Consider the following 20,679-nt stretch of genomic DNA (forward strand, 5'->3'; position numbering starts at 1 on the left):
AGGTGGTCGCGGGCGGGAGAACCCTCCCGCGACCAGCCCCGGATCACCGGGTCAGCTCGGAGTGAGCGTCACTCACCCGTCGCCTTGGCGATGATCTCCTTCGCCACGCTCTGCGGAACCTCGGCGTAGGAGTCGAACTGCATGCTGTAGCTAGCCCGGCCCTGGGTCTTCGACCGCAGGTCGCCGACGTAGCCGAACATCTCCGACAGCGGGACCAGGGCCCGGACGACGCGAGCGCCGCTGCGCTCCTCCATCGCCTGGATGATCCCGCGCCGGGAGTTGAGGTCGCCGATGACGTCACCCATGTTCTCCTCAGGAGTGGTGACCTCAACAGCCATCATCGGCTCGAGCAGTGCGGGGTCGGCCTTGCGGGCCGCCTCCTTCATCACCATCGAACCGGCGATCTTGAACGCCATCTCGGACGAGTCGACCTCGTGGTACTGCCCGTCCAGCAGCGTCAGCTTGACACCCACCAGCGGGAAGCCGGCGAGAATGCCGTACTGCATGGCGTCCTGGGCGCCGGCGTCCACCGAGGGGATGAACTCCCGGGGGATGCGGCCACCGGTGACGGCGTTCGCGAACTCGTAGGTCGGCGAGTCGTTGCCCATGGGCAGCGGCTCGAGACTCACGATCACGCGGGCGTACTGGCCGGAGCCACCGGTCTGCTTCTTGTGGGTGTACTCGGCCTTCTCCACCGTGCGGCGGATGGTCTCACGGTACGCCACCTGCGGCTTGCCGATGTTCGCCTCGACGTTGAACTCGCGGCGCATCCGGTCCACCAGGATGTCCAGGTGCAGCTCGCCCATGCCGGAGATGACCGTCTGACCGGTCTGGTCGTCCAGCTTGACGCGGAAGGTCGGGTCCTCCTCGGCCAGCCGCTGGATGGCGGTGCTGAGCTTCTCCTGGTCGGCCTTGGTCTTCGGCTCGATGGCCACCTCGATGACCGGCTCCGGGAAGGTCATCGACTCGAGGATGACCGGGTTCGCCGGGTCGCACAGGGTGTCACCGGTGGTGGTCTGCTTCAGACCCTGGACCGCGATGATGTCGCCGGCCTTGGCGGAGCCGCGCTCCTCACGCTTGTTGGCGTGCATCTGGTAGATCTTGCCGATGCGCTCCTTGCGGTCCTTGGTGGAGTTGACCACCTGGGACCCGGACTCGACCACGCCGGAGTAGACCCGGACGTAGGTGAGCTTGCCGAGGTGCTTGTCGGTCTGGATCTTGAAGGCCAGGCCGGAGAACGGCTCGGACGGCGACGGCTTCCGCTGCATCGGCGTCTCGCCGTCGGTGGCCGTGCCCTCGATCGCCGGGACGTCCAGCGGCGACGGCAGGTAGTCGATGACGGCGTCGAGCATGGGCTGCACGCCCTTGTTCTTGAACGCCGAGCCGCAGAGGACCGGGTTGGCCTTGCTGGCGATGGTGGCCCGACGGATGGCGGCCTTGATCTCCTCGACGGAGATCTCCTCGCCCTCCAGGTACTTCTCCATCACCGCGTCGTCGACGTCGGCCAGGGTCTCCATCAGCTTCTCGCGCCACTCCGCCGCGGAGTCGGCCAGCTCGGCCGGGATCTCCTCGATGGCGTAGTCCTCACCCTTCTGGGTCTCCCCGCGCCAGGTGAGGGCGCGCATGCCGACCAGGTCGACGACGCCGATGTGGTCGCCCTCGAGGCCGATCGGGATCTGGAGCACCAGCGGGGTGGCGTTCAGCCGGTCGATCATCATCTGCACGCAGCGGAAGAAGTCCGCGCCGGTGCGGTCCAGCTTGTTGACGAAGCACATCCGCGGGACGTGGTACTTGTCGGCCTGGCGCCAGACGTTCTCGGTCTGCGGCTCCACACCGGCCACGCCGTCGTACACCGCGACCGCACCGTCCAGAACACGCAGCGACCGCTCCACCTCGACCGTGAAGTCGACGTGGCCGGGCGTGTCGATGATCTGGATCGTGTGGCCCTTCCACTCGCACTTGGTGGCGGCGGAAGTGATGGTGATACCGCGCTCCTGCTCCTGCTCCATCCAGTCCATGACGGCGGCGCCCTCGTGGACCTCACCGATCTTGTACGTGATGCCGGTGTAGAACAGGATTCGCTCGGTGGTAGTGGTCTTACCGGCATCGATGTGCGCCATGATGCCGATGTTGCGTACGTTGGCGAGCGCGTCTGCGGCGGCCACTTCAATCCCTACTTATCGTCGTCTCGACACAACTGGTGGTGGTTCCGGCGCCCGGGGGCGCCGGAACCTCAGGTGTTACCAGCGGTAGTGCGCGAAGGCCTTGTTCGACTCGGCCATCTTGTGCGTGTCCTCGCGCCGCTTGACGGCGGCACCGAGGCCGTTGCTCGCGTCCAGCAGCTCGTTCATCAGCCGCTCGACCATGGTCTTCTCGCGCCGGGCCCGGGAGTAGGTCACCAGCCAGCGCAGACCGAGGGTGGTCGCGCGGGCCGGCCGGACCTCGACCGGAACCTGGTAGGTGGCGCCACCGACACGACGGCTGCGCACCTCGAGGGTCGGCTTCACGTTGTCCATCGCGCGCTTGAGCGTGACGACGGGGTCGGTGCCGGACTTCTCGCGGCAGCCCTCCAGGGCGGCGTACACGATGCGCTCGGCGAGCTGACGCTTGCCGCGCAGCAGGATCTTGTTCACCAGCTGGGTGACCAGCGGCGAGTTGTACACCGGGTCAGCGACCAGCGGCTTCCGCGGAGCGGGTCCCTTACGCGGCATGTCAGCTCTTCTCCTTCTTCGCGCCGTAACGGCTGCGAGCCTGCTTGCGGTTGCGGACACCCTGGGTGTCCAGCGAGCCGCGAACGATCTTGTACCGCACGCCGGGGAGGTCCTTCACACGGCCGCCACGCACGAGCACGATCGAGTGCTCCTGCAGGTTGTGGCCGACGCCCGGGATGTAGGCGGTCACCTCGATCTGGCTGCTGAGCTTGACACGAGCGACCTTGCGCAGCGCCGAGTTCGGCTTCTTCGGGGTGGTGGTGTACACGCGGGTGCACACGCCGCGCCGCTGGGGAGACCCCTTGAGCGCAGGGGTCTTGGTCTTGGTCGTCTTGGCCTGACGGCCCTTTCGGACCAGCTGCTGAATGGTGGGCACCGGGTTTCTCCGCTCCCTTCGGCCGCTGCGAGGCGACCGCGCCGTCTGCTCTAGCCGGCCTGATGGACGGCTCTCCTACATTCCAACCAGGGCCGCCTGGCGGAGGCCCCAGCACCCGCGGTCGGGCGTGTCGCCCGAGTCACGGTCCGGTGCGTTCGCTCGCGCGGCGTACCGGATCTTTGGGTCTGTGGTGGTGCGACAGTGGATGACCGGCTGACCGGTTCCCGCGCACGCACGCATTGCCCGGGCGAGCCCGGGCACAAGGGGAAAGAGTACCTACCACAAGCGCGCCGGTCAAAACGGATCGGTCCGGAGAAGCTGCTTCACAGCCCCGCCGGTCGACGCCCGGATCGTCGGTGCGCCCCTGATGGGCACCTACGATGACAAGTGTACCGGCTCGTCCGTCGTGCGACCCGTCGCCCCCGGCAGCGCCCGCCTCCCGAACACCGGGACAAACCGGTCGGCGCTGGTCATCAGCCCCGGACGACGCGCCGACGGCGTCACGTGATCTGCACCACCAGGGCCAGCGCCAGCCCGACCACGCTCAGCAGCAGGCCCGCGGCGCCGCAGCTGAGCCCGGCGACCGCCAGTCCCCCACCGGTGAACCGGACCGCCGGCGGCGGGGCCGGACGGCGGATCTGCCGCCGCGCCAGCAGCCAGGCCACGATCGCGCCGACCCCCGCCAGCCCGCCGAGCAGGGTGAACGCCCCGGCCGCCCACGCGCCGCCGTAGTCCGGCCCCGCGACGCCGAAGCAGAAGACCAGCAGCGACACCAGGATCGAGCCGACGCCGGTGACCAGCGAGCCGATGGCCAGCCCGGAGGTGACCGGCGGCACGTCCAGGTGGACCACCCCGAACGGGGTGCCCGGGACCGGCTCCACCCGCTTCGGTGGCCGGGGCGCCTCACTCGGGGGCGGCGGCAGCGCCGGCCCGGCCGGGCCCCAGCCGCCGCCGGGCGCGCTCCCCGGCGCCGGCCACCCGCCGCCGTGCCCGGGCCCACTCCCCGGGTACGCCCCGGGGCCACCGAAGCCCGGCCCACTTCCGGGATACGCCCCGAATCCCTGGCCCGGTCCACTCCCGGGGTGCGGGCCGGTGAGGTGGCCCGGCTGCCCCGGGTGGTGCCCGGTCCCGGGCGCCGGGGCGGGGAATCCGTGCCCGGGTTGGTGCCCCGGAGCCGGACCGGCGGGCGGGTACGGGCCGGCCGGCGGCCAGGGGGCGGGCGTCCCGGAATGCGGTGCGCCGGGCGGGGCCGAGGACGGACCGGACGGCGCTCCCGTGAACGGCTCGGACGGGCCCGCGGACGACGGGCTCGGCGGCGTCGGGGCGTACCCGGGCGGGGTCGCCCCGGACGACGGGCCGGGAGCGCCGGCGGAGCCCTCCCGATGCGCGGTCGGCGGCGCCCACGGGCTCACCGGCTCGGGGGCCGGCGGGGCGGCGGGATCCGGCCCGGCACCGGGGCGGTTCGGGTCGCCTCCCGGCGGCGCAGCCGGTTCCGTCACGGGGTCCTCCTGTCCACATGGCTCACCCGCCACGCGGCGGACACCGGCCAGGCTACCGTCGCCGGTCACCACCGGGTGGGCGGGCGCGGTGCCGCTCCCCCGCCGGGTCAGTCGAAGTTCGGCGCGTAGTCGTGCCCGAACGAGGCGTCGGCATGCCGGACCAGCCCGATCACCACCGCGGCCACCACCGCGACGGCGGTCAGCACCAGACCGACCCGGGCCAACCGCTCGCCGCGGCGCAGCCAGTCGGCGCCGGTCAGGTAACCCCCCGACGCGTACGCCTCCCGGCGGGCCTGGCGGGCCAGGGTGAGCGCGAGCGTCGCGGGCACCACCCCGCCGACGAAGAAGCCGGTCAGCGCCCCGATCAGACCGAGGGCGAAGACGGCGCGGGCCTTGGTGGAGCGGACCGGCTCAGGATCGTGCGGATGGCGCTGCGCCTGCGGCACGACGGGCACCTGCCCGGGCACGGTCGTCATGCCCTCCATCATGCCCCGAGACGCGACGAGGCCCCCGGCGGATGCCGGGGGCCTCGTCGTTCGTGCGGATTAGCGGTACGACCCGAAGTCGAAGTCGTCCAGCGGCACGGCCTGGCCGCTGGCCGGCCCGAAGCCGTAGTCGGTCTCGGGGTAGCCGGTCATCGAGTAGACCTTGGCCTTCGCCTCCTCGGTCGGCTCGACCCGGACGTTGCGGTACTTGCTGATGCCCGTACCGGCCGGGATGAGCTTACCGATGATCACGTTCTCCTTGAGGCCGATCAGCGAGTCGCTGCGGGCGTGGATCGCCGCGTCCGTCAGCACCCGGGTGGTCTCCTGGAAGGAGGCCGCCGACAGCCAGGAATCCGTGGCCAGCGAGGCCTTGGTGATACCCATCAGCACCGGGCGACCGGCGGCGGGCTCGCCGCCCTCGCCGACGAGCCGGCGGTTCTCCGACTCGAACAGCGCCCGGTCGACCAGCACACCCGGCAGGAACTCGGTCGAGCCGGAGTCGATGACCGTCACCCGCTTGAGCATCTGGCGGATGATGATCTCGATGTGCTTGTCGTGGATGAGCACACCCTGCGAGCGGTAGACCTCCTGGACCTCCTGGGTCAGGTGGACCTGGACCGCGCGCGGGCCGAGGATGCGCAGCAGCTCGTGCGGGTCGATGGTGCCCTCGGTGAGCTTCTCGCCGACCTCGACGTGGTCGCCGTCGTGCGCCCGGAGCCGGACCCGCTTCGAGATCTTGTCGTAGACGATCTCGTCGCTGCCGTCGTCCGGGATGACCACGATCTTGCGGGACCGCTCGCCGTCCTCGATCCGGATGCGACCCGGGGTGTCGGCGATGGGCGCCTTGCCCTTCGGCACCCGGGCCTCGAAGATCTCCTGGACACGGGGCAGACCCTGGGTGATGTCCTCACCCGCGACACCACCGGTGTGGAAGGTACGCATCGTCAGCTGCGTACCCGGCTCACCGATCGACTGGGCGGCGATGATGCCGACCGCCTCGCCGACGTCCACGGTCTTGCCGGTCGGCAGCGAGCGGCCGTAGCACGCACCGCAGACGCCCAGCTTCGACTCGCAGGTGAGCACGCTGCGCACCCGCACCGTCTCGGTCCCGGCGGCGACGATCGCGTCGACGCCGATGGAGTTGATGTCCTGGCCCCGGTGGGCCACCACGGTGCCGTCCGGCCCCTTGATGTCGTCGGCCAGCGTCCGGGCGTGCACGCTGGTCTCGGCGTGCTCGTGCACGACCAGCTTGCCGTCGATCCGCTCACCGATCTGCATCGGGATGGCCCGGTCGGTGCCGCAGTCCTCCTCGCGGATGATGACGTCCTGCGAGACGTCCACCAGACGCCGGGTCAGGTAACCCGAGTCGGCGGTACGCAGGGCGGTGTCCGCGAGACCCTTGCGGGCGCCGTGCGTGGAGATGAAGTACTCCAGCACGGACAGACCCTCCCGGTACGAGGCCTTGATCGGCCGCGGGATGATCTCGCCCTTCGGGTTGGCCACCAGACCACGGATCGCCGCGATCTGCCGGAGCTGGAGCAGGTTACCGCGGGCACCCGAGTTGATCATCTTCCACAGCGGGTTCTCCTGCGGCAGCGCGGTGTCCATCTCCTTGGCGACCTCGTTGGTCGCCTTGGTCCAGATCTCGATGAGCTCGCCGCGACGCTCCTCGGCGGTCATCAGACCACGCTGGTACTGCTTGTCGATCCGGTCGGCTTCCTTCTCGTACCGCTCCAGGATCTCCCGCTTGCGCGGCGGAGCGATGACGTCCTCCATGCCGATGGTGACGCCGGACCAGGTGGCCCAGTGGAAACCGGCCTCCTTGAGCCCGTCCAGGGTGGCCGCCAGGGCCACCTTCGGGAAGCGCTCGGCGAGGTCGTTGACGATCGCGGAGAGCTGGCCCTTGCGGATCTCGTAGTTCACGAAGCGGTAGCCCGGGGGCAGCGTCTCGTTGAACAGGACCCGGCCCAGGGTGGTCTCCACCGTCACCGGCTCGCCCTCGGTCCAGCCCTCGGGGGCGGTCCAGGGCTCGGCGCCGGCGCCGTTGTCGACACCGACCACGTCGTGCAGCCGGATCTTCACCGGGGTCTGCAGGTGCAGCTCGCCGTTGTCGTACGCCATCCGCGCCTCGGCGTCCGAGCTGAACGCCCGGCCCTCGCCCTTGCCCCCCGGAGTGAGGTGGGTGAGGTGGTAGAGGCCGATGACCATGTCCTGGGTGGGCATGGTGACCGGCTTGCCGTCGGCCGGCTTGAGGATGTTGTTCGACGACAGCATCAGGATCCGCGCCTCGGCCTGGGCCTCGGCGGACAGCGGCACGTGGACCGCCATCTGGTCACCGTCGAAGTCGGCGTTGAACGCGGTGCAGACCAGCGGGTGGATCTGGATGGCCTTGCCCTCGACCAGCTGCGGCTCGAAGGCCTGGATGCCCAGGCGGTGCAGGGTCGGCGCGCGGTTCAGCAGCACCGGGTGCTCGCCGATGACCTCTTCCAGCACGTCCCACACGACCGGCCGCTGCCGCTCGACCATCCGCTTCGCGGACTTGATGTTCTGCGCGTGGTTGAGGTCCACCAGCCGCTTCATCACGAACGGCTTGAACAGCTCCAGCGCCATCTGCTTGGGCAGACCGCACTGGTGCAGCTTGAGCTTCGGGCCGACCACGATGACCGAACGGCCGGAGTAGTCGACGCGCTTGCCCAGCAGGTTCTGGCGGAACCGGCCCTGCTTGCCCTTGAGCATGTCGGAGAGCGACTTCAGCGGCCGGTTGCCCGGGCCGGTGACCGGACGACCGCGACGACCGTTGTCGAACAGCGCGTCGACGGCCTCCTGGAGCATCCGCTTCTCGTTGTTGACGATGATCTCGGGCGCGCCGAGGTCGATCAGCCGCTTGAGGCGGTTGTTCCGGTTGATCACACGCCGGTACAGGTCGTTCAGGTCGGAGGTCGCGAAGCGGCCACCGTCGAGCTGCACCATCGGGCGCAGGTCCGGCGGGATGACCGGGACGCAGTCCAGCACCATGCCGAGCGGCGAGTTCCGGGTGTTCTGGAACGCCGCGACGACCTTCAGCCGCTTGAGCGCGCGGATCTTCCGCTGACCCTTGCCGGAGCGGATGGTCTCGCGGAGGTTCTCCGCCTCGGCCTCCAGGTCCATGTTCTGGACCAGGGCCTTGATGGCCTCGGCGCCCATGCTGCCGGTGAAGTACTCACCGAAGCGGTCGCGCAGCTCGCGGTAGAGCAGCTCGTCGGTGACCAGCTGCTTCGGCTCCAGCTTGCGGAAGGTGTCGAGGACCTCGTCGAGGCGGTCGATCTCGCGCTGGGCCCGGTCGCGGATCTGGCGCATCTCGCGCTCTCCGCCCTCCTTGACCTTGCGCCGGACGTCCGCCTTCGCGCCCTCGGCCTCCAGCTCGGCCAGGTCGGCCTCGAGCTTGGCGGCCCGCTTCTCGATCTCCGAGTCGCGGCTGTTCTCGGACTGCCGCTTCTCGGCCAGGATCTCGTTCTCGATGGTCGAGAGGTCGCGGTGACGCGCTTCGGCGTCCACGCTCGTCACGACGTACGAGGCGAAGTAGATGATCTTTTCGAGGTCCTTCGGGGCGAGGTCCAGCAGGTAGCCCAGCCGGCTCGGCACGCCCTTGAAGTACCAGATGTGGGTCACCGGAGCGGCCAGCTCGATGTGACCCATCCGCTCCCGGCGAACCTTGGAGCGGGTCACCTCGACGCCGCAGCGCTCGCAGATGATGCCCTTGAAGCGGACCCGCTTGTACTTACCGCAGTAGCACTCCCAGTCCCGCTGCGGACCGAAGATCTTCTCGCAGAAGAGCCCGTCCTTCTCCGGCTTGAGGGTGCGGTAGTTGATGGTCTCGGGCTTCTTGACCTCGCCGTGGGACCACTGACGGATGTCGTCGGCGGTGGCGAGACCGATGCGCAGCTCGTCGAAGAAGTTGACGTCGAGCACTGTGTCCCCTATGTCGTCGTCTGTACTGCTAGCTAACGGGCGGGATCGGGGGCCGGCGAGCCGGCCCCCGAATCACCGCCTCAGACCTCTTCGACCGAGCTCGGCTCGCGCCGGGACAGGTCGATGCCCAGCTCCTCCGCGGCGCGGAACACCTCGTCGTCGGTCTCGCGCATCTCCAGGGCCACACCGTCGCTGGAGAGCACCTCGACGTTGAGGCACAGCGACTGCAGCTCCTTGAGCAGCACCTTGAACGACTCCGGGATGCCCGGCTCGGGGATGTTCTCGCCCTTGACGATCGCCTCGTAGACCTTGACCCGGCCGAGGACGTCGTCGGACTTGATGGTCAGCAGCTCCTGCAGGGCGTAGGCGGCGCCGTACGCCTGCATGGCCCAGCACTCCATCTCACCGAAGCGCTGGCCACCGAACTGCGCCTTACCACCCAGCGGCTGCTGCGTGATCATCGAGTACGGGCCGGTCGAGCGGGCGTGGATCTTGTCGTCGACCAGGTGGTTGAGCTTCAGGATGTAGACGTAGCCGACCGCGATCGGGTCGGGCAGCGGCTCACCGGAGCGACCGTCGAACAGCTGCGCCTTGCCGGTGCGCCCGATCAGCTGGTTGCCGTCCCGGTTGGGCAGGGTCGACGCCAGCAGGCCGGAGATCTCCTCCTCGCGGGCACCGTCGAAGACCGGGGTGGCCACGTTGGTGTCCGGCTCGGACTCGTGCGCGTTGATCGACTTGAGCTGGCGCTTCCACTCCTCGTCGTCACCGTCGACGCTCCAGCCGGTCTTGGCCACCCACCCGAGGTGGGTCTCCAGGACCTGGCCGATGTTCATCCGGGACGGCACACCGAGCGGGTTCAGCACGATGTCGACCGGGGTGCCGTCCTCCAGGAACGGCATGTCCTCGACCGGCAGGATCTTGGAGATGACGCCCTTGTTGCCGTGGCGGCCCGCGAGCTTGTCACCGTCCTGGATCTTGCGCTTCTGGGCCACGTAGACCCGCACCAGCTCGTTCACGCCCGGGGGCAGCTCGTCGCCGTCCTCGCGGGAGAAGGTACGCACACCGATGACCGTGCCGGTCTCGCCGTGCGGCACCTTCAGCGAGGTGTCACGGACCTCGCGCGCCTTCTCACCGAAGATCGCGCGGAGCAGCCGCTCCTCGGGGGTCAGCTCGGTCTCGCCCTTCGGCGTGACCTTGCCGACCAGGATGTCGCCGGGGACGACCTCGGCGCCGATCCGGATGATGCCGCGCTCGTCGAGGTCGGCGAGCATCTCCTCGCTGACGTTCGGGATGTCGCGGGTGATCTCCTCCGGGCCGAGCTTGGTGTCCCGGGCGTCGACCTCGTGCTCCTCGATGTGGATCGAGGTGAGCACGTCCTGCTGCACGAGGCGCTGCGACAGGATGATCGCGTCCTCGTAGTTGTGACCCTCCCAGCACATGAACGCCACCAGCAGGTTGCGTCCGAGCGCCATCTCGCCCTCGTCGGTGCACGGACCGTCGGCGATGACCTGGCCGGCCTCGACGCGGTCGCCCTCGAAGACGACCGGCTTCTGGTTGACGCAGGAGCCGGCGTTGGAGCGGCGGAACTTGTGCAGCAGGTACGTCCGGCGGTGGCCGTCGTCCTGGTGGACCGTGATGTAGTCCGCGCACAGGTCCTCGACCACACCGCCGACCTCGGCGACGACCACGTCGCCGGCGTCCACGGCCGCGCGGTACTCCATGCCCGTGCCGACCAGCGGGGCCTCGGCCTTGACCAGCGGCACCGCCTGACGCTGCATGTTCGCGCCCATGAGCGCGCGGTTGGCGTCGTCGTGCTCGAGGAACGGGATCATCGCGGTGGCGACCGAGGTCATCTGCCGCGGCGACACGTCCATGTAGTCCACGGCGCCGGGCGCGACGTCCTCGGTCTCGCCGCCCTTACGGCGGACCAGGACCCGGTCCTCGGCGAACGTGCCGTCGGCCCGCAGCGGGGCGTTGGCCTGCGCCTTGACGAACCGGTCCTCCTCGTCCGCGGTCAGGTAGTCGATCTGGTCGGTGACCCGGCCGTCGATGACCTTCCGGTACGGCGTCTCGATGAAGCCGAACGGGTTGACCCGGGCGAAGGTGGAGAGCGCGCCGATCAGGCCGATGTTCGGGCCTTCCGGCGTCTCGATCGGGCACATCCGGCCGTAGTGGGACGGGTGCACGTCGCGGACCTCGAAGCCGGCCCGCTCACGGGACAGACCACCCGGGCCGAGCGCGCTCAGCCGGCGCCGGTGGGTCAGACCCGCCAGCGGGTTGGTCTGGTCCATGAACTGGGACAGCTGCGACGTGCCGAAGAACTCCTTGATCGCCGCCACCACCGGGCGGATGTTGATCAGGGTCTGCGGCGTGATCGCCTCGACGTCCTGGGTGGTCATCCGCTCGCGGACGACCCGCTCCATCCGGGAGAGACCCACCCGGACCTGGTTCTGGATCAGCTCGCCCACGGTACGCAGGCGACGGTTGCCGAAGTGGTCGATGTCGTCGGCCTCGTAGCCCTCCTCACCGGCGTGCAGCCGGCAGAGGTATTCCACGGTGGCGACGATGTCGTCCTCGGTGAGCGTGCCGGTGGTGATCGGCACGTCCAGCTCGAGCTTCTTGTTGAACTTGTAGCGCCCGACCTTGGCGACGTCGTACCGCTTCGGGTTGAAGAAGAGGTTGTCGAGCAGGGTCTGGGCGTTCTCACGGGTCGGCGGCTCGCCAGGGCGGAGCTTCCGGTAGATGTCGAGCAGGGCCTCGTCCTGCCCGGCGATGTGGTCCTTCTCGAGCGTGGTCATCATCAGCTCGGACCAGCCGAACTTCTCGCGGATGCGCTCCGCGGACCACCCGATGGCCTTGAGCAGGACGGTGACGGCCTGCCGACGCTTGCGGTCGATGCGGACGCCGACCGTGTCGCGCTTGTCGATGTCGAACTCCAGCCAGGCACCCCGACTCGGGATGACCTTGACGCTGGAGAGGTCGCGGTCGGAGGTCTTGTCCGGCTGCTTGTCGAAGTAGACGCCCGGCGAGCGGACGAGCTGGCTGACCACGACGCGCTCGGTGCCGTTGATGATGAAGGTGCCCTTCGGCGTCATCATCGGGAAGTCACCCATGAACACCGTCTGGCTCTTGATCTCGCCAGTGGTGTTGTTGGTGAACTCCGCGGTCACGAACAGTGGCGCGCAGTAGGTCAGGTCCTTCTCCTTGCACTCCTCGATCGAGGCCTTGACCTCGTCGAAGCGCGGAGCCGAGAAGGAGAGCGACATGGTGCCGGAGAAGTCCTCAATGGGACTGATCTCGTCGAGGATCTCCGCGAGACCCGAGCGTGCGTGCGGGTCGTCCGCCGACCGGCCCTGCCAAGCCTCGTTGCCGACGAGCCAGTCGAAGGACTCGTTCTGGATGGCGAGGAGGTTGGGGACCTCGAGGTGTTCGGTGATCCGACCGAAAGAAACTCGGCGGGGCGCGAATGCGCTCGACGTACGACTGGTCTTCGCAGGGCGGGAAGCTGCCAAGATGCGTCCTTCCGAGGACCGGTGCTGCAGAACGGCTGGTACGCGTGCACTCCAATGACCCCACCAGAAATATCCGCAAACGGACATTTCCGAGCAGGGGTCAAGTCGGAAGGCAGCGCAAACTAGCAGTGTAGCCGAGAGGCTAACCGCTGTCCAGCCCACCCCGCAGGTCGTCGCGGAACAAGCCCTGGGACCTCGAAAAACCGGGTCCACCGGGCCGCTCGGAACGCGACGCTCCTGCCGGTCCGCTCGGGTGCCGCGGCGGTGGTGCTGCCGTTGCCTTACCCGAGAGGCGGCCGTTGCAAGCGCGGAAGGTCTTGCTGATGTCAGCGTGCCTGCCGGGCCCGTGCCGCGTCAAGGGCCGGTTACCGCTCGGGGTGTCTTTCCCACCGACGGGCTACCGGCGGGCATCGCTGGGAGGCCGGTGCGAGGAACCTGTACGCCCTGCTCACGCCACCGCCGTCGGGCACCACCAACACGGCGGGCGGTGATCCGTTCCCGGATCACCGCCCGCCGCGACGCGGTGTGCCCCGGCTCACGTGAGCCGGACGCGCGTCAGGTCAACGCAAGGTCACTTGAGGGTGACCTTGGCGCCCTCGCCCTCGAGCTTGGCCTTGGCCTTCTCGGCGGTCTCCTTGTTGGCCTTCTCCAGGACGGCCTTCGGAGCGGCCTCGACCAGGTCCTTGGCCTCCTTGAGGCCCAGGCCGGTCAGCTCGCGCACGACCTTGATGACCTGGATCTTCTTGCCACCGTCGGCGTCGAGGATGACGTCGAACTCGTCCTTCTCCGGCTCGGCCTCGGCGGCGGCACCGCCGGCGGCCGGGCCCGCCATCATCATCGCGGCCGGGGCGGCGGCGGTGACCTCGAAGGTCTCCTCGAACTGCTTCACGAACTCGGAGAGCTCGATCAGCGTCATCTCCTTGAACGCGTCGAGCAGCTCGTCGGTGCTGAGCTTCGCCATGTCTGGCGTCCTTTCTACAAGTGAAAACTAAGAACGTGGGTGCGCCGCGGGGCCTCAGGCCGCCTCGGCGCCCTCTTCCTTCTCGCGCTTGTCCTGCAGGGCGGCCGCCAGACGCGCGGTCTTGGCGAGCGGAGCCTGGAACAGGGCCGCGGCCTTGCTCAGGTTGCCCTTCATGGCGCCGGCCAGCTTGGCCAGCAGCACCTCGCGGGACTCCAGGTCGGCGAGCTTCGTGACCTCGGCCGCGGAAATGGCCTTGCCCTCGAAGACACCGCCCTTGATGACGAGCTTCGGGTTGGCCTTCGCGAAGTCGCGAAGGCCCTTCGCCGCCTCGACGACGTCGCCCGAAACGAAAGTCAGCGCGGTAGGACCGGTGAACAGCTCATCGAGGCCGGAGATGCCCGCATCGGCCGCGGCACGCTTGGCCAGCGTGTTCTTCGCGACCGTGTAGCTGGTCTCCTTGCCGAGCGAGCGTCGCAGCTGGGTGAGCTGCGAAACCGTGAGCCCGCGGTACTCGGTGAGCACGGTGGCTCCCGCGGCGCGGAAGCTCTCGGTCAGCTCGGCGACGGCCGTGGCCTTGTCGGCCCGGATCGGCTTGTCCGCCATGTCCCTCCTCTCTCGTTGCTCGGAGCTGGTACGCCGGCGACGAGGAACTCGCGACGGCGGCGGAGACACCACGACAACGAGAAAAGCCCCGGCGCAGGGCGCACGGGGCGAGGGCCGGCGGCACAGGCACAGTCGGCGGACCGTGCGTGACACCGAGTTTCGCTTGCCGCCCTGCGCGGGTCGCCCGTCGTCGCGGGACCTTCGACCGTGCCAGGGCACGGTGACCAGCGGTCTTTGGGTGGAACTACCGCACCAGGTTACGCGACGCCTCGCGCAGCGCCAAATCGCCCCGTGTGCTCCCGGTCACCCCGCCCCGGGTCAGGCCCGGGTGCGACGACCCCAGGAGTAGCCGGCCAGCGCCACCACCGCCCAGAGCGCCGCCCACCCGGTGAGGAGCAGGCCGGCGTCGGGCGAGACCGGGCCGGTCACCGCCCGCGCGGTGGCCATCACCGGCGGGACCAGCCACGGCGCCACCGAGTCGGAGAGGCCGAACACCACCACCCCGACCGCGCCCACCGCCAGCACCGCCACCCCGTAGCCCGCGCTGCGGGTGATCGCCCGGCTGGCCAGGGCGCCGAGCGCCACCGCGGCCGGCAGGGCGAGCAGGTGCGCCCAGAGCCCGAGGACCACCCCGACGAGGACGGACCGCTCCCCCGGCCCGGCGGCCGGCGTCACCCCGCCGAGCGGCCACGGCACCGCCAGCGCGACCACCACCACGGCGAGCCCGGCCAGGAACGCCGCGAGCAGGCCGGCGAGCCGCTCCCGGACCGGCCCGACCACCACCCGGGCCAGCCGGCGCTGCACGTCGGGCTCGACGTCCAGCAGGATCTTGGTCTGCCAGGCCAGCACCGGGAACAGCACCACCGCGGACACCCCGTAGGCCTCCGCCGGCCGGGCCCGACCGCCGCCGTGCAGGATCCCCAGCACGAGTAGGCCGGCCAGCACCGGCGCCAACGCCCGCCCGGTCCGCACGAAGCCGGCCAGCCGCAGCCGGACCAGGGCGATCACCGGCCCACCTCCGAGGCCACGCCGGAACGGTCGGAGTCGGCGACCGGCACCTCCGGGTCGTCGTCGGAGCCGGCGACCGGCCCCCTCGGATCGGCGTCGGAGCCGGCGACCGGAACTTCCGGCCCGGCACCGGAACCGGCGACCGGCCCCCTCGGATCGGCGTCGGAGCCGGCGACCGGCACCTCCGGGTCGGCACCGGAACTGGCGACCGGCGGATCGGTGGGGCCCGGCTCGGGGGCGAACGCCCGCTCCCCGGAGCCGTCGGCCTCCGCGGCCCGCTCCGGTGACCCGACGGTCGGCGGGGCCGCGTGGTCGCGTATCCGCAGGACCTGGTGGCCGTCGGCGCGCAGCCGGGCGACGGCGGCGGCCAGCCCCGCGACCGGCACCGCCAGCTCGACCACCGCGACGACCGGGCCACCGGACGGCACGGCCTCCGTCAGCGTGCCGGCGGTGACCGACCACTGCCGCGCGCCCGGCAGGCGGACCGTCTCCCCGCGGTGGTCGCTGACCAGCACCGCGCCGCCGTCGGCCAGCACCTCGCCGATCATCTCCGGGACCAGCTCGCGGGCCGCCGCGTCCAGCCCCTCCCAGGGCTCGTCGAGCACCAGCAGGCCGGGCGGCCGCAGCAGCGCCTGCGCCAGGCCGACCTTCTGGGCGGTGCCCTTGGACAGCTGCGGCAGGCGCACGTCGTGGAATCGGCTCAGGCCCAGTCGCTCGACCCAGTGCCGCACCGCCCGGTCGGCGGCGGGACCCGGGAGGCCGGCGACGCGACCCATCGCGGACAGGTAGGCCCCGACGGTGAACGGCTGGTCGGCGGGGAACCGCTCCGGCACCCAGCCGACGGTCGGCGGCCGGTCGGCCACCCGGCCCCGGGTCGGCCGCAGCACCCCGGCGGCGAGTTGGAGCAGCGTGGACTTGCCCGCGCCGTTGCGGCCGAGCACGACCGCGACCTCACCCGGACCGATCGCCACGTCGACCTGCCGCAGCACCCACGGGCCGCGCCGGTGGTAGCGGAGCCAGACGTCTTCGAGCCGCATGCGCCGAGCGTGCCACAGCGGACAGACCGACGGGGCCCCGCCACGAGTGGTGGCGGGGCCCCGTCGGGCGGTACGCGTCGATCAGGCCTCGGAGGAGGCTTCCTGCAGGTTCTTCACGATCTTCGGGTCGACCGGGACGCCCGGGCCCATGGTGGTGGTGAGGGTGACCTTCTTGAGGAAGGTGCCCTTGGCGGCGGACGGCTTGGCGCGGAGCACCTCGTCGAGCACCGCAGCGTAGTTGTCCACCAGCTGGGCCTCCGAGAAGGAGGACTTGCCGATGATCAGGTGCAGGTTGGAGTGCTTGTCCACCCGGAAGGTGATCTTACCGCCCTTGATGTCCGCGACGGCCTTGGTGACGTCCATGGTCACGGTGCCCGTCTTCGGGTTCGGCATCAGGCCGCGCGGGCCCAGGATCCGCGCGATCCGGCCGATCTTGGCCATCTGGTCCGGCGTGGCGATCGCCGCGTCGAAGTCCAGCCAACCACCCTGGATGCGGGCGACCAGCTCGTCGGTGCCCACCTCGTCCGCACCCGCGGCGACGGCCTCCTCGGCCTTCGCGCCGGCGGCGAAGACGATCACGCGGGCGGTCTTACCGGTGCCGTGCGGCAGGTTGACCGTGCCGCGGACCATCTGGTCCGCCTTGCGGGGGTCGACGCCGAGGCGCATCGCGACCTCGACCGTGGCGTCGAACTTGACGTTGGTGGTCTCCTTGGCCAGCTTGACGGCCTCGGCGGGGGTGTAGAGCTTCGACCGGTCGATGACCTCGGCGGCCTTGCGGTAGCTCTTGCTGCGCTGCATTTCTGGTGACTCCTGTGGTCTCTGGCGGGCGCGCGACGAATGCGGCCCTCCCACGAACAGAAAGATCGGGTGGAGCGGTGGAGCGAGATCAGTCGGCGACGGTCAGACCCATCGACCGGGCGGTGCCGGCGATGATCTTCTCGGCCTGGTCGATGTCGTTGGCGTTGAGGTCCGCCATCTTCTTCTCGGCGATCTCGCGCAGCTGGGCGCGGGTGACCGAGCCGACCTTCTCCTTGTGCGGGACGCCCGAGCCCTTCTGCACGCCGGCGGCCTTGATCAGCAGCCGGGCGGCGGGCGGGGTCTTCAGCACGAAGGTGAACGTGCGGTCCTCGTAGACGCTGATCTCGGCGGGGACGATGTCGCCCCGCTGGGACTCGGTCTGCGCGTTGTAGGACTTGCAGAACTCCATGATGTTCACGCCGTGCTGGCCGAGCGCGGGGCCGACCGGCGGCGCCGGGGTGGCCTGGCCCGCCGGCAGCTGAAGCGTGAACGTCTTGACGAGCTTCTTCTTCGGAGGCATGTCTCTTCCTGGGGCTTGGAACTGGGATTCTCCGCCGCCCGCGGGCGCGCACGGTCAGCGCGATGCGGAGGGCCGACGTTAAAGGGTAGCGCAAACCTCTACCGAGTTTTCGCCGAGGTGGGCGAGCCGGTGAGACGACGCACCGGCGGCCACCCCCGGGAGGGCGGGCCGCCGGTGCCGACGTACGTCAGATCTTGGCGACCTGGTTGAAGTTCAGCTCGACCGGCGTCTCCCGGCCGAAGATCGACACCAGCACCTTGAGCTTCTGCTGGTCGGCGTTGATCTCGCTGATCGTCGCCGGCAGCGACGCGAACGCGCCGTCGGTGACGGTGACCGAGTCGCCGACCTCGAAGTCGAGGACCTTGACCTCGGGCTTGGCCTTCTTCTGCTCGGTCTCGACCGCCGGGGCCAGCCACTTGAGCACCTCGTCGAGGCTCAGCGGCGCCGGCCGGTCGGCCCGGTCGGTGGCACCGACGAAGCCGGTGACCCCCGGGGTGTTCCGGACGCAGGAGTAGGACTCGGCGGTCAACTCCATCCGGACCAGGATGTAGCCCGGGAAGACCTTCGCCTGGACCTGCGACCGCTTGCCGTTCTTGACCTCGACCTCTTCCCGGGTCGGCACCTCGACCTGGTAGATGAAGTCCTCCATGTCGAGGGAGGTGATCCGGGTCTCGAGGTTGGTCTTGACCTTGTTCTCGTAGCCGGCGTACGAGTGCACCACGTACCAGTCGCCGGGCGCGTACCGCAGCTTCTGGCGCAGCTCGGCAACCGGGTCGAAGTCCTCGTCCGGGGCCGGCTCGGTGGTCGGGAACTCCGGCTCGCTGGCGGCCTCGACCGACTCGTTGTTGGCCGCCGTCGCCACCGCGGACTGCTCGTCCGGGGTCTCGGCGGTCTCGTCGTACTCAGGCACGCTCGCTCACTTCCGTCAGTATCGCTGTCCGCAGGTCAGCTGGGGTTGCCGAAGACCCACAGCACGGCCTTGGCGAAGCCGTAGTCCAGGCCGGCCACGATCGCCAGCATCACCGCCACGAAGGTGACCACCACGGCCGTGTAGGTCAGCAGCTCCTTGCGGGTCGGCCAGATGACCTTACGCAGCTCGGCCACAACCTCGCGGAAGAACCGCGCGATGCGGGCGAACAGCCCGATCCGCTCGGTGTCCTTGCGGGTCTTGCGGCCCTCGGTCGGCTCGGCGTTGGCCCGCTTACGGGTGGCGGTGCCACCCCGGGAAACCGGCTCGTCCGCGTCGGTGGCGTCGTCGTCGGCCACGCCGTCGACGGTTGCGTCGTCCAGACGCTCGTCGCCGTCGTCCTCGCCGCGCCGCTTGCTCTCGGCCACTTCGCCCTCCGTGCGGGATATGGGGTCGCACGCCGGGCGGCGTGCGCGGCGTGTTGATCACACCGGCCGGACCAACCGTCCCGCGACGGGCCGCGGCCGGCGGACCGGCCGGGAGGGCCCCGAGTGCCTCGGAACCACCCCACCGGTGCCACCACCACGGGCCGGACGCCGCCGGTGAGGCGGCGCGACCCACGGGAACGGTCAGGCCTGAGGCGCAGGGGTGACAGGACTTGAACCTGCAGCCTGCGGTTTTGGAGACCGCTGCTCTGCCAATTGAGCTACACCCCTGTGCGGCAACTCACCTCCGCCCGGGCACAAGGTGCCGAGCGGGGGTCACTTGCCCCACGGCGGACCAGTGTACGGGTAGTCGTGCGACTTTCCCAACCGGTCCACCCCTCGCGCGTCGGGCGAACCCTCAGCCCGTCGTCCGGACCAACGCCCGGGCCTGCGACAACACCTTCTCTCCCCGGCACGTCGCGGTGATGTCGAGCCTGGTCAGGCCGTCCTCGGTGACCTCCTTGACCACCGCGGCGACCTCGATCTCGGTGCCCTCGTCGGTGTCCGGCACGACCACCGGGCGGGTGAAGCGGACGCCGAAGTCGACCACCGCGTCCGGCGAGCCGGCCCAGCCGGCGAGCGCGCGACCGACCAGGGCCATGGTGAACATGCCGTGGGCGATGACCCCGGGCAGGCCCACCCCGGTGGCGGTCCGGTCGCTCCAGTGGATCGGGTTGAAGTCCCCCGAGGCGCCCGCGTAGCGGACCAGGTCCGCCCGGGTCACCCGGTAGGTCTGGACGGGCAGCTCCATCCTCACGCCTCCCCGCGTACGACGATCTTGGACCAGACCGCGACCACCGGCTCGCCGGCGACGGTGCTCACGTCGGTGCGGGTGGTCAGGAAACCGTGGCCGCCCCGGTTGGTGATCTCCTCGATGGTGTTCGCGCACACCAGCTCGTCCCCGGCCACCACCGGTCGGGTGTACGCGAACCGCTGGTCGCCGTGGACCACCCGGCTGTAGTCGACGCCCAACGCCGGGTCCTCGACGATCTGCCGACTGGCGGCCATGGTCACGATCACCGGGAACGTCGGCGGCGCCACCAGGTCGGGGTGGCCCAGCGCCCGGGCCGCCTCCGGGTCGTGGTGCGCCGGGTCGGTCGCGCCGACGGCGGTGGCGAACTCGCGGATCTTTTCTCGGCCCACCTGATAGGGGGCGGTCGGCGGATAGGTCCGGCCGACGAAGGACGGGTCCAGGGACATGCCGCGAACCTACACGGAAAACACGAACGCCGATCCGTGCGGTCGGGCGGCCCGGGGGCCACCGACCGGGCGGATCGGCGTTCGGAAGCTGCTACGGGGCCGGCAGCGCCGGCCGCGGATCAGCGGGTCTCGCGGTGGACGGTGTGCTTGCCGTCCCGGGGGCAGAACTTCTTCAGCTCGATGCGGTCCGGGTCGTTACGGCGGTTCTTGCGCGTGATGTAGTTGCGCTCCTTGCACTCCACACACGCCAAAGTGATCTTCGGCCGGACATCGGTCGCCTTCGCCACGGCGGAGTGCCTTCCTCGCTCACGGATAACGAACTACGGCGTGTCAGCGTACGCGCTGACGACGCAGACATGCAAAGTGGGCGCCTGTGGCGCCCATCCCACCGGCCACCGGGGTCACCCGGAGGACGAGAGTAGCGGTGGCCGGACTTGAACCGGCGACACAGCGATTATGAGCCGCTTGCTCTGCCATCTGAGCTACACCGCCGTGGCGGGTCCAGCCGGACCCTCTGAGCCCCCTTACGGAATCGAACCGTAGACCTTCTCCTTACCATGGAGACGCTCTGCCGACTGAGCTAAGGGGGCCTACCCGATCACCCCGGGGGGTGTCGCGCAGAGGAAACA

18 protein-coding genes and 3 tRNA genes are annotated in these 20,679 nt (G+C 70.0%); all 21 read right to left on the reverse strand.

Annotated features, from left to right (window positions below):
* Window positions 1-68 precede the first annotated feature (68 nt).
* Window positions 69-2,165 carry an elongation factor G gene (gene fusA, locus ACN27B_RS05880; RefSeq protein WP_091570045.1) on the reverse strand — a complete coding sequence of 699 codons (2,097 nt, stop codon included), beginning with the start codon at window positions 2,163-2,165 and terminating at the stop codon, window positions 69-71.
* Window positions 2,166-2,240: 75 nt separating this feature from the next.
* Window positions 2,241-2,711 (reverse strand): 30S ribosomal protein S7, encoded by a 471-nt coding sequence (rpsG, locus tag ACN27B_RS05885; protein WP_013735957.1) that lies wholly within the window; start codon window positions 2,709-2,711, stop codon window positions 2,241-2,243.
* A 1-nt stretch (window position 2,712) separates the two neighbouring features.
* Window positions 2,713-3,087 (reverse strand): 30S ribosomal protein S12, encoded by a 375-nt coding sequence (rpsL, locus tag ACN27B_RS05890; RefSeq protein ID WP_007465318.1) that lies wholly within the window; start codon window positions 3,085-3,087, stop codon window positions 2,713-2,715.
* Window positions 3,088-3,587: 500 nt separating this feature from the next.
* On the reverse strand, window positions 3,588-3,968 hold the full coding sequence (locus ACN27B_RS05895; protein ID WP_091576935.1) for a hypothetical protein: 381 nt from the start codon (window positions 3,966-3,968) through the stop codon (window positions 3,588-3,590).
* Between the two features lie 725 nt (window positions 3,969-4,693).
* Entirely contained in the window at window positions 4,694-5,062 is a 369-nt protein-coding gene (locus ACN27B_RS05900; RefSeq protein WP_172967916.1) for a hypothetical protein, read from the reverse strand.
* Window positions 5,063-5,131: 69 nt separating this feature from the next.
* On the reverse strand, window positions 5,132-9,019 hold the full coding sequence (locus ACN27B_RS05905) for a DNA-directed RNA polymerase subunit beta' (RefSeq protein WP_099163632.1): 3,888 nt from the start codon (window positions 9,017-9,019) through the stop codon (window positions 5,132-5,134).
* A gap of 80 nt (window positions 9,020-9,099) precedes the next feature.
* A complete protein-coding gene (locus ACN27B_RS05910; RefSeq protein ID WP_091570037.1) occupies window positions 9,100-12,531 on the reverse strand; it encodes a DNA-directed RNA polymerase subunit beta in 3,432 nt (1,143 codons plus the stop codon).
* 571 nt (window positions 12,532-13,102) lie between these two features.
* Window positions 13,103-13,492, reverse strand: coding sequence for a 50S ribosomal protein L7/L12 (gene rplL, locus ACN27B_RS05915; RefSeq protein WP_091570033.1), 390 nt, complete (start codon window positions 13,490-13,492; stop codon window positions 13,103-13,105).
* Window positions 13,493-13,546: 54 nt separating this feature from the next.
* Window positions 13,547-14,095, reverse strand: a complete 549-nt coding sequence (gene rplJ / locus ACN27B_RS05920) for a 50S ribosomal protein L10 (protein ID WP_091570029.1) — start codon at window positions 14,093-14,095, stop codon at window positions 13,547-13,549.
* 318 nt (window positions 14,096-14,413) lie between these two features.
* Window positions 14,414-15,103 carry a hypothetical protein gene (locus ACN27B_RS05925; protein WP_099163630.1) on the reverse strand — a complete coding sequence of 230 codons (690 nt, stop codon included), beginning with the start codon at window positions 15,101-15,103 and terminating at the stop codon, window positions 14,414-14,416.
* Window positions 15,100-16,140 carry an ATP-binding cassette domain-containing protein gene (locus ACN27B_RS05930; RefSeq protein WP_422743827.1) on the reverse strand — a complete coding sequence of 347 codons (1,041 nt, stop codon included), beginning with the start codon at window positions 16,138-16,140 and terminating at the stop codon, window positions 15,100-15,102. Before ACN27B_RS05930 ends, ACN27B_RS05925 begins: the two co-directional genes overlap by 4 nt.
* A gap of 81 nt (window positions 16,141-16,221) precedes the next feature.
* Window positions 16,222-16,938, reverse strand: a complete 717-nt coding sequence (gene rplA, locus ACN27B_RS05935; protein ID WP_091570020.1) for a 50S ribosomal protein L1 — start codon at window positions 16,936-16,938, stop codon at window positions 16,222-16,224.
* An 88-nt stretch (window positions 16,939-17,026) separates the two neighbouring features.
* Window positions 17,027-17,458 carry a 50S ribosomal protein L11 gene (rplK, locus tag ACN27B_RS05940; protein WP_013288647.1) on the reverse strand — a complete coding sequence of 144 codons (432 nt, stop codon included), beginning with the start codon at window positions 17,456-17,458 and terminating at the stop codon, window positions 17,027-17,029.
* Between the two features lie 187 nt (window positions 17,459-17,645).
* Entirely contained in the window at window positions 17,646-18,368 is a 723-nt protein-coding gene (nusG, locus tag ACN27B_RS05945) for a transcription termination/antitermination protein NusG (RefSeq protein WP_091570014.1), read from the reverse strand.
* Window positions 18,369-18,403: 35 nt separating this feature from the next.
* Window positions 18,404-18,793 carry a preprotein translocase subunit SecE gene (gene secE, locus ACN27B_RS05950; RefSeq protein ID WP_091570011.1) on the reverse strand — a complete coding sequence of 130 codons (390 nt, stop codon included), beginning with the start codon at window positions 18,791-18,793 and terminating at the stop codon, window positions 18,404-18,406.
* A gap of 215 nt (window positions 18,794-19,008) precedes the next feature.
* Window positions 19,009-19,081, reverse strand: a tRNA-Trp gene (locus ACN27B_RS05955).
* A 127-nt stretch (window positions 19,082-19,208) separates the two neighbouring features.
* Complete coding sequence (locus ACN27B_RS05960) at window positions 19,209-19,601, reverse strand: MaoC family dehydratase (protein ID WP_422743830.1); 393 nt, start codon at window positions 19,599-19,601, stop codon at window positions 19,209-19,211.
* A 2-nt stretch (window positions 19,602-19,603) separates the two neighbouring features.
* On the reverse strand, window positions 19,604-20,050 hold the full coding sequence (locus tag ACN27B_RS05965) for a MaoC family dehydratase N-terminal domain-containing protein (protein WP_091569995.1): 447 nt from the start codon (window positions 20,048-20,050) through the stop codon (window positions 19,604-19,606).
* A 119-nt stretch (window positions 20,051-20,169) separates the two neighbouring features.
* Window positions 20,170-20,337 (reverse strand): 50S ribosomal protein L33, encoded by a 168-nt coding sequence (gene rpmG / locus ACN27B_RS05970; protein WP_013288652.1) that lies wholly within the window; start codon window positions 20,335-20,337, stop codon window positions 20,170-20,172.
* A 132-nt stretch (window positions 20,338-20,469) separates the two neighbouring features.
* Window positions 20,470-20,542: transfer RNA gene (locus ACN27B_RS05975), tRNA-Met, on the reverse strand.
* A gap of 25 nt (window positions 20,543-20,567) precedes the next feature.
* Window positions 20,568-20,640 (reverse strand) — tRNA-Thr (locus ACN27B_RS05980).
* Window positions 20,641-20,679: the final 39 nt, after the last annotated feature.

The organism is Micromonospora sp. WMMD754, from assembly GCF_049315235.1.
Lineage (GTDB): Bacteria > Actinomycetota > Actinomycetes > Mycobacteriales > Micromonosporaceae > Micromonospora > Micromonospora sediminicola.

Coding starts and splice junctions, on each gene's coding strand:
- rpsG (WP_013735957.1), bottom strand. CDS start 2,711: ATGCCGCGTAAGGGACCCGCTCCGCGGAAGCCGCTGGTCGCTGACCCG.
- ACN27B_RS05900 (WP_172967916.1), bottom strand. CDS start 5,062: ATGACGACCGTGCCCGGGCAGGTGCCCGTCGTGCCGCAGGCGCAGCGC.
- rplL (WP_091570033.1), bottom strand. CDS start 13,492: ATGGCGAAGCTCAGCACCGACGAGCTGCTCGACGCGTTCAAGGAGATG.
- rplJ (WP_091570029.1), bottom strand. CDS start 14,095: ATGGCGGACAAGCCGATCCGGGCCGACAAGGCCACGGCCGTCGCCGAG.
- ACN27B_RS05930 (WP_422743827.1), bottom strand. CDS start 16,140: ATGCGGCTCGAAGACGTCTGGCTCCGCTACCACCGGCGCGGCCCGTGG.
- rplA (WP_091570020.1), bottom strand. CDS start 16,938: ATGCAGCGCAGCAAGAGCTACCGCAAGGCCGCCGAGGTCATCGACCGG.
- rplK (WP_013288647.1), bottom strand. CDS start 17,458: ATGCCTCCGAAGAAGAAGCTCGTCAAGACGTTCACGCTTCAGCTGCCG.
- ACN27B_RS05960 (WP_422743830.1), bottom strand. CDS start 19,601: ATGGAGCTGCCCGTCCAGACCTACCGGGTGACCCGGGCGGACCTGGTC.
- ACN27B_RS05965 (WP_091569995.1), bottom strand. CDS start 20,050: ATGTCCCTGGACCCGTCCTTCGTCGGCCGGACCTATCCGCCGACCGCC.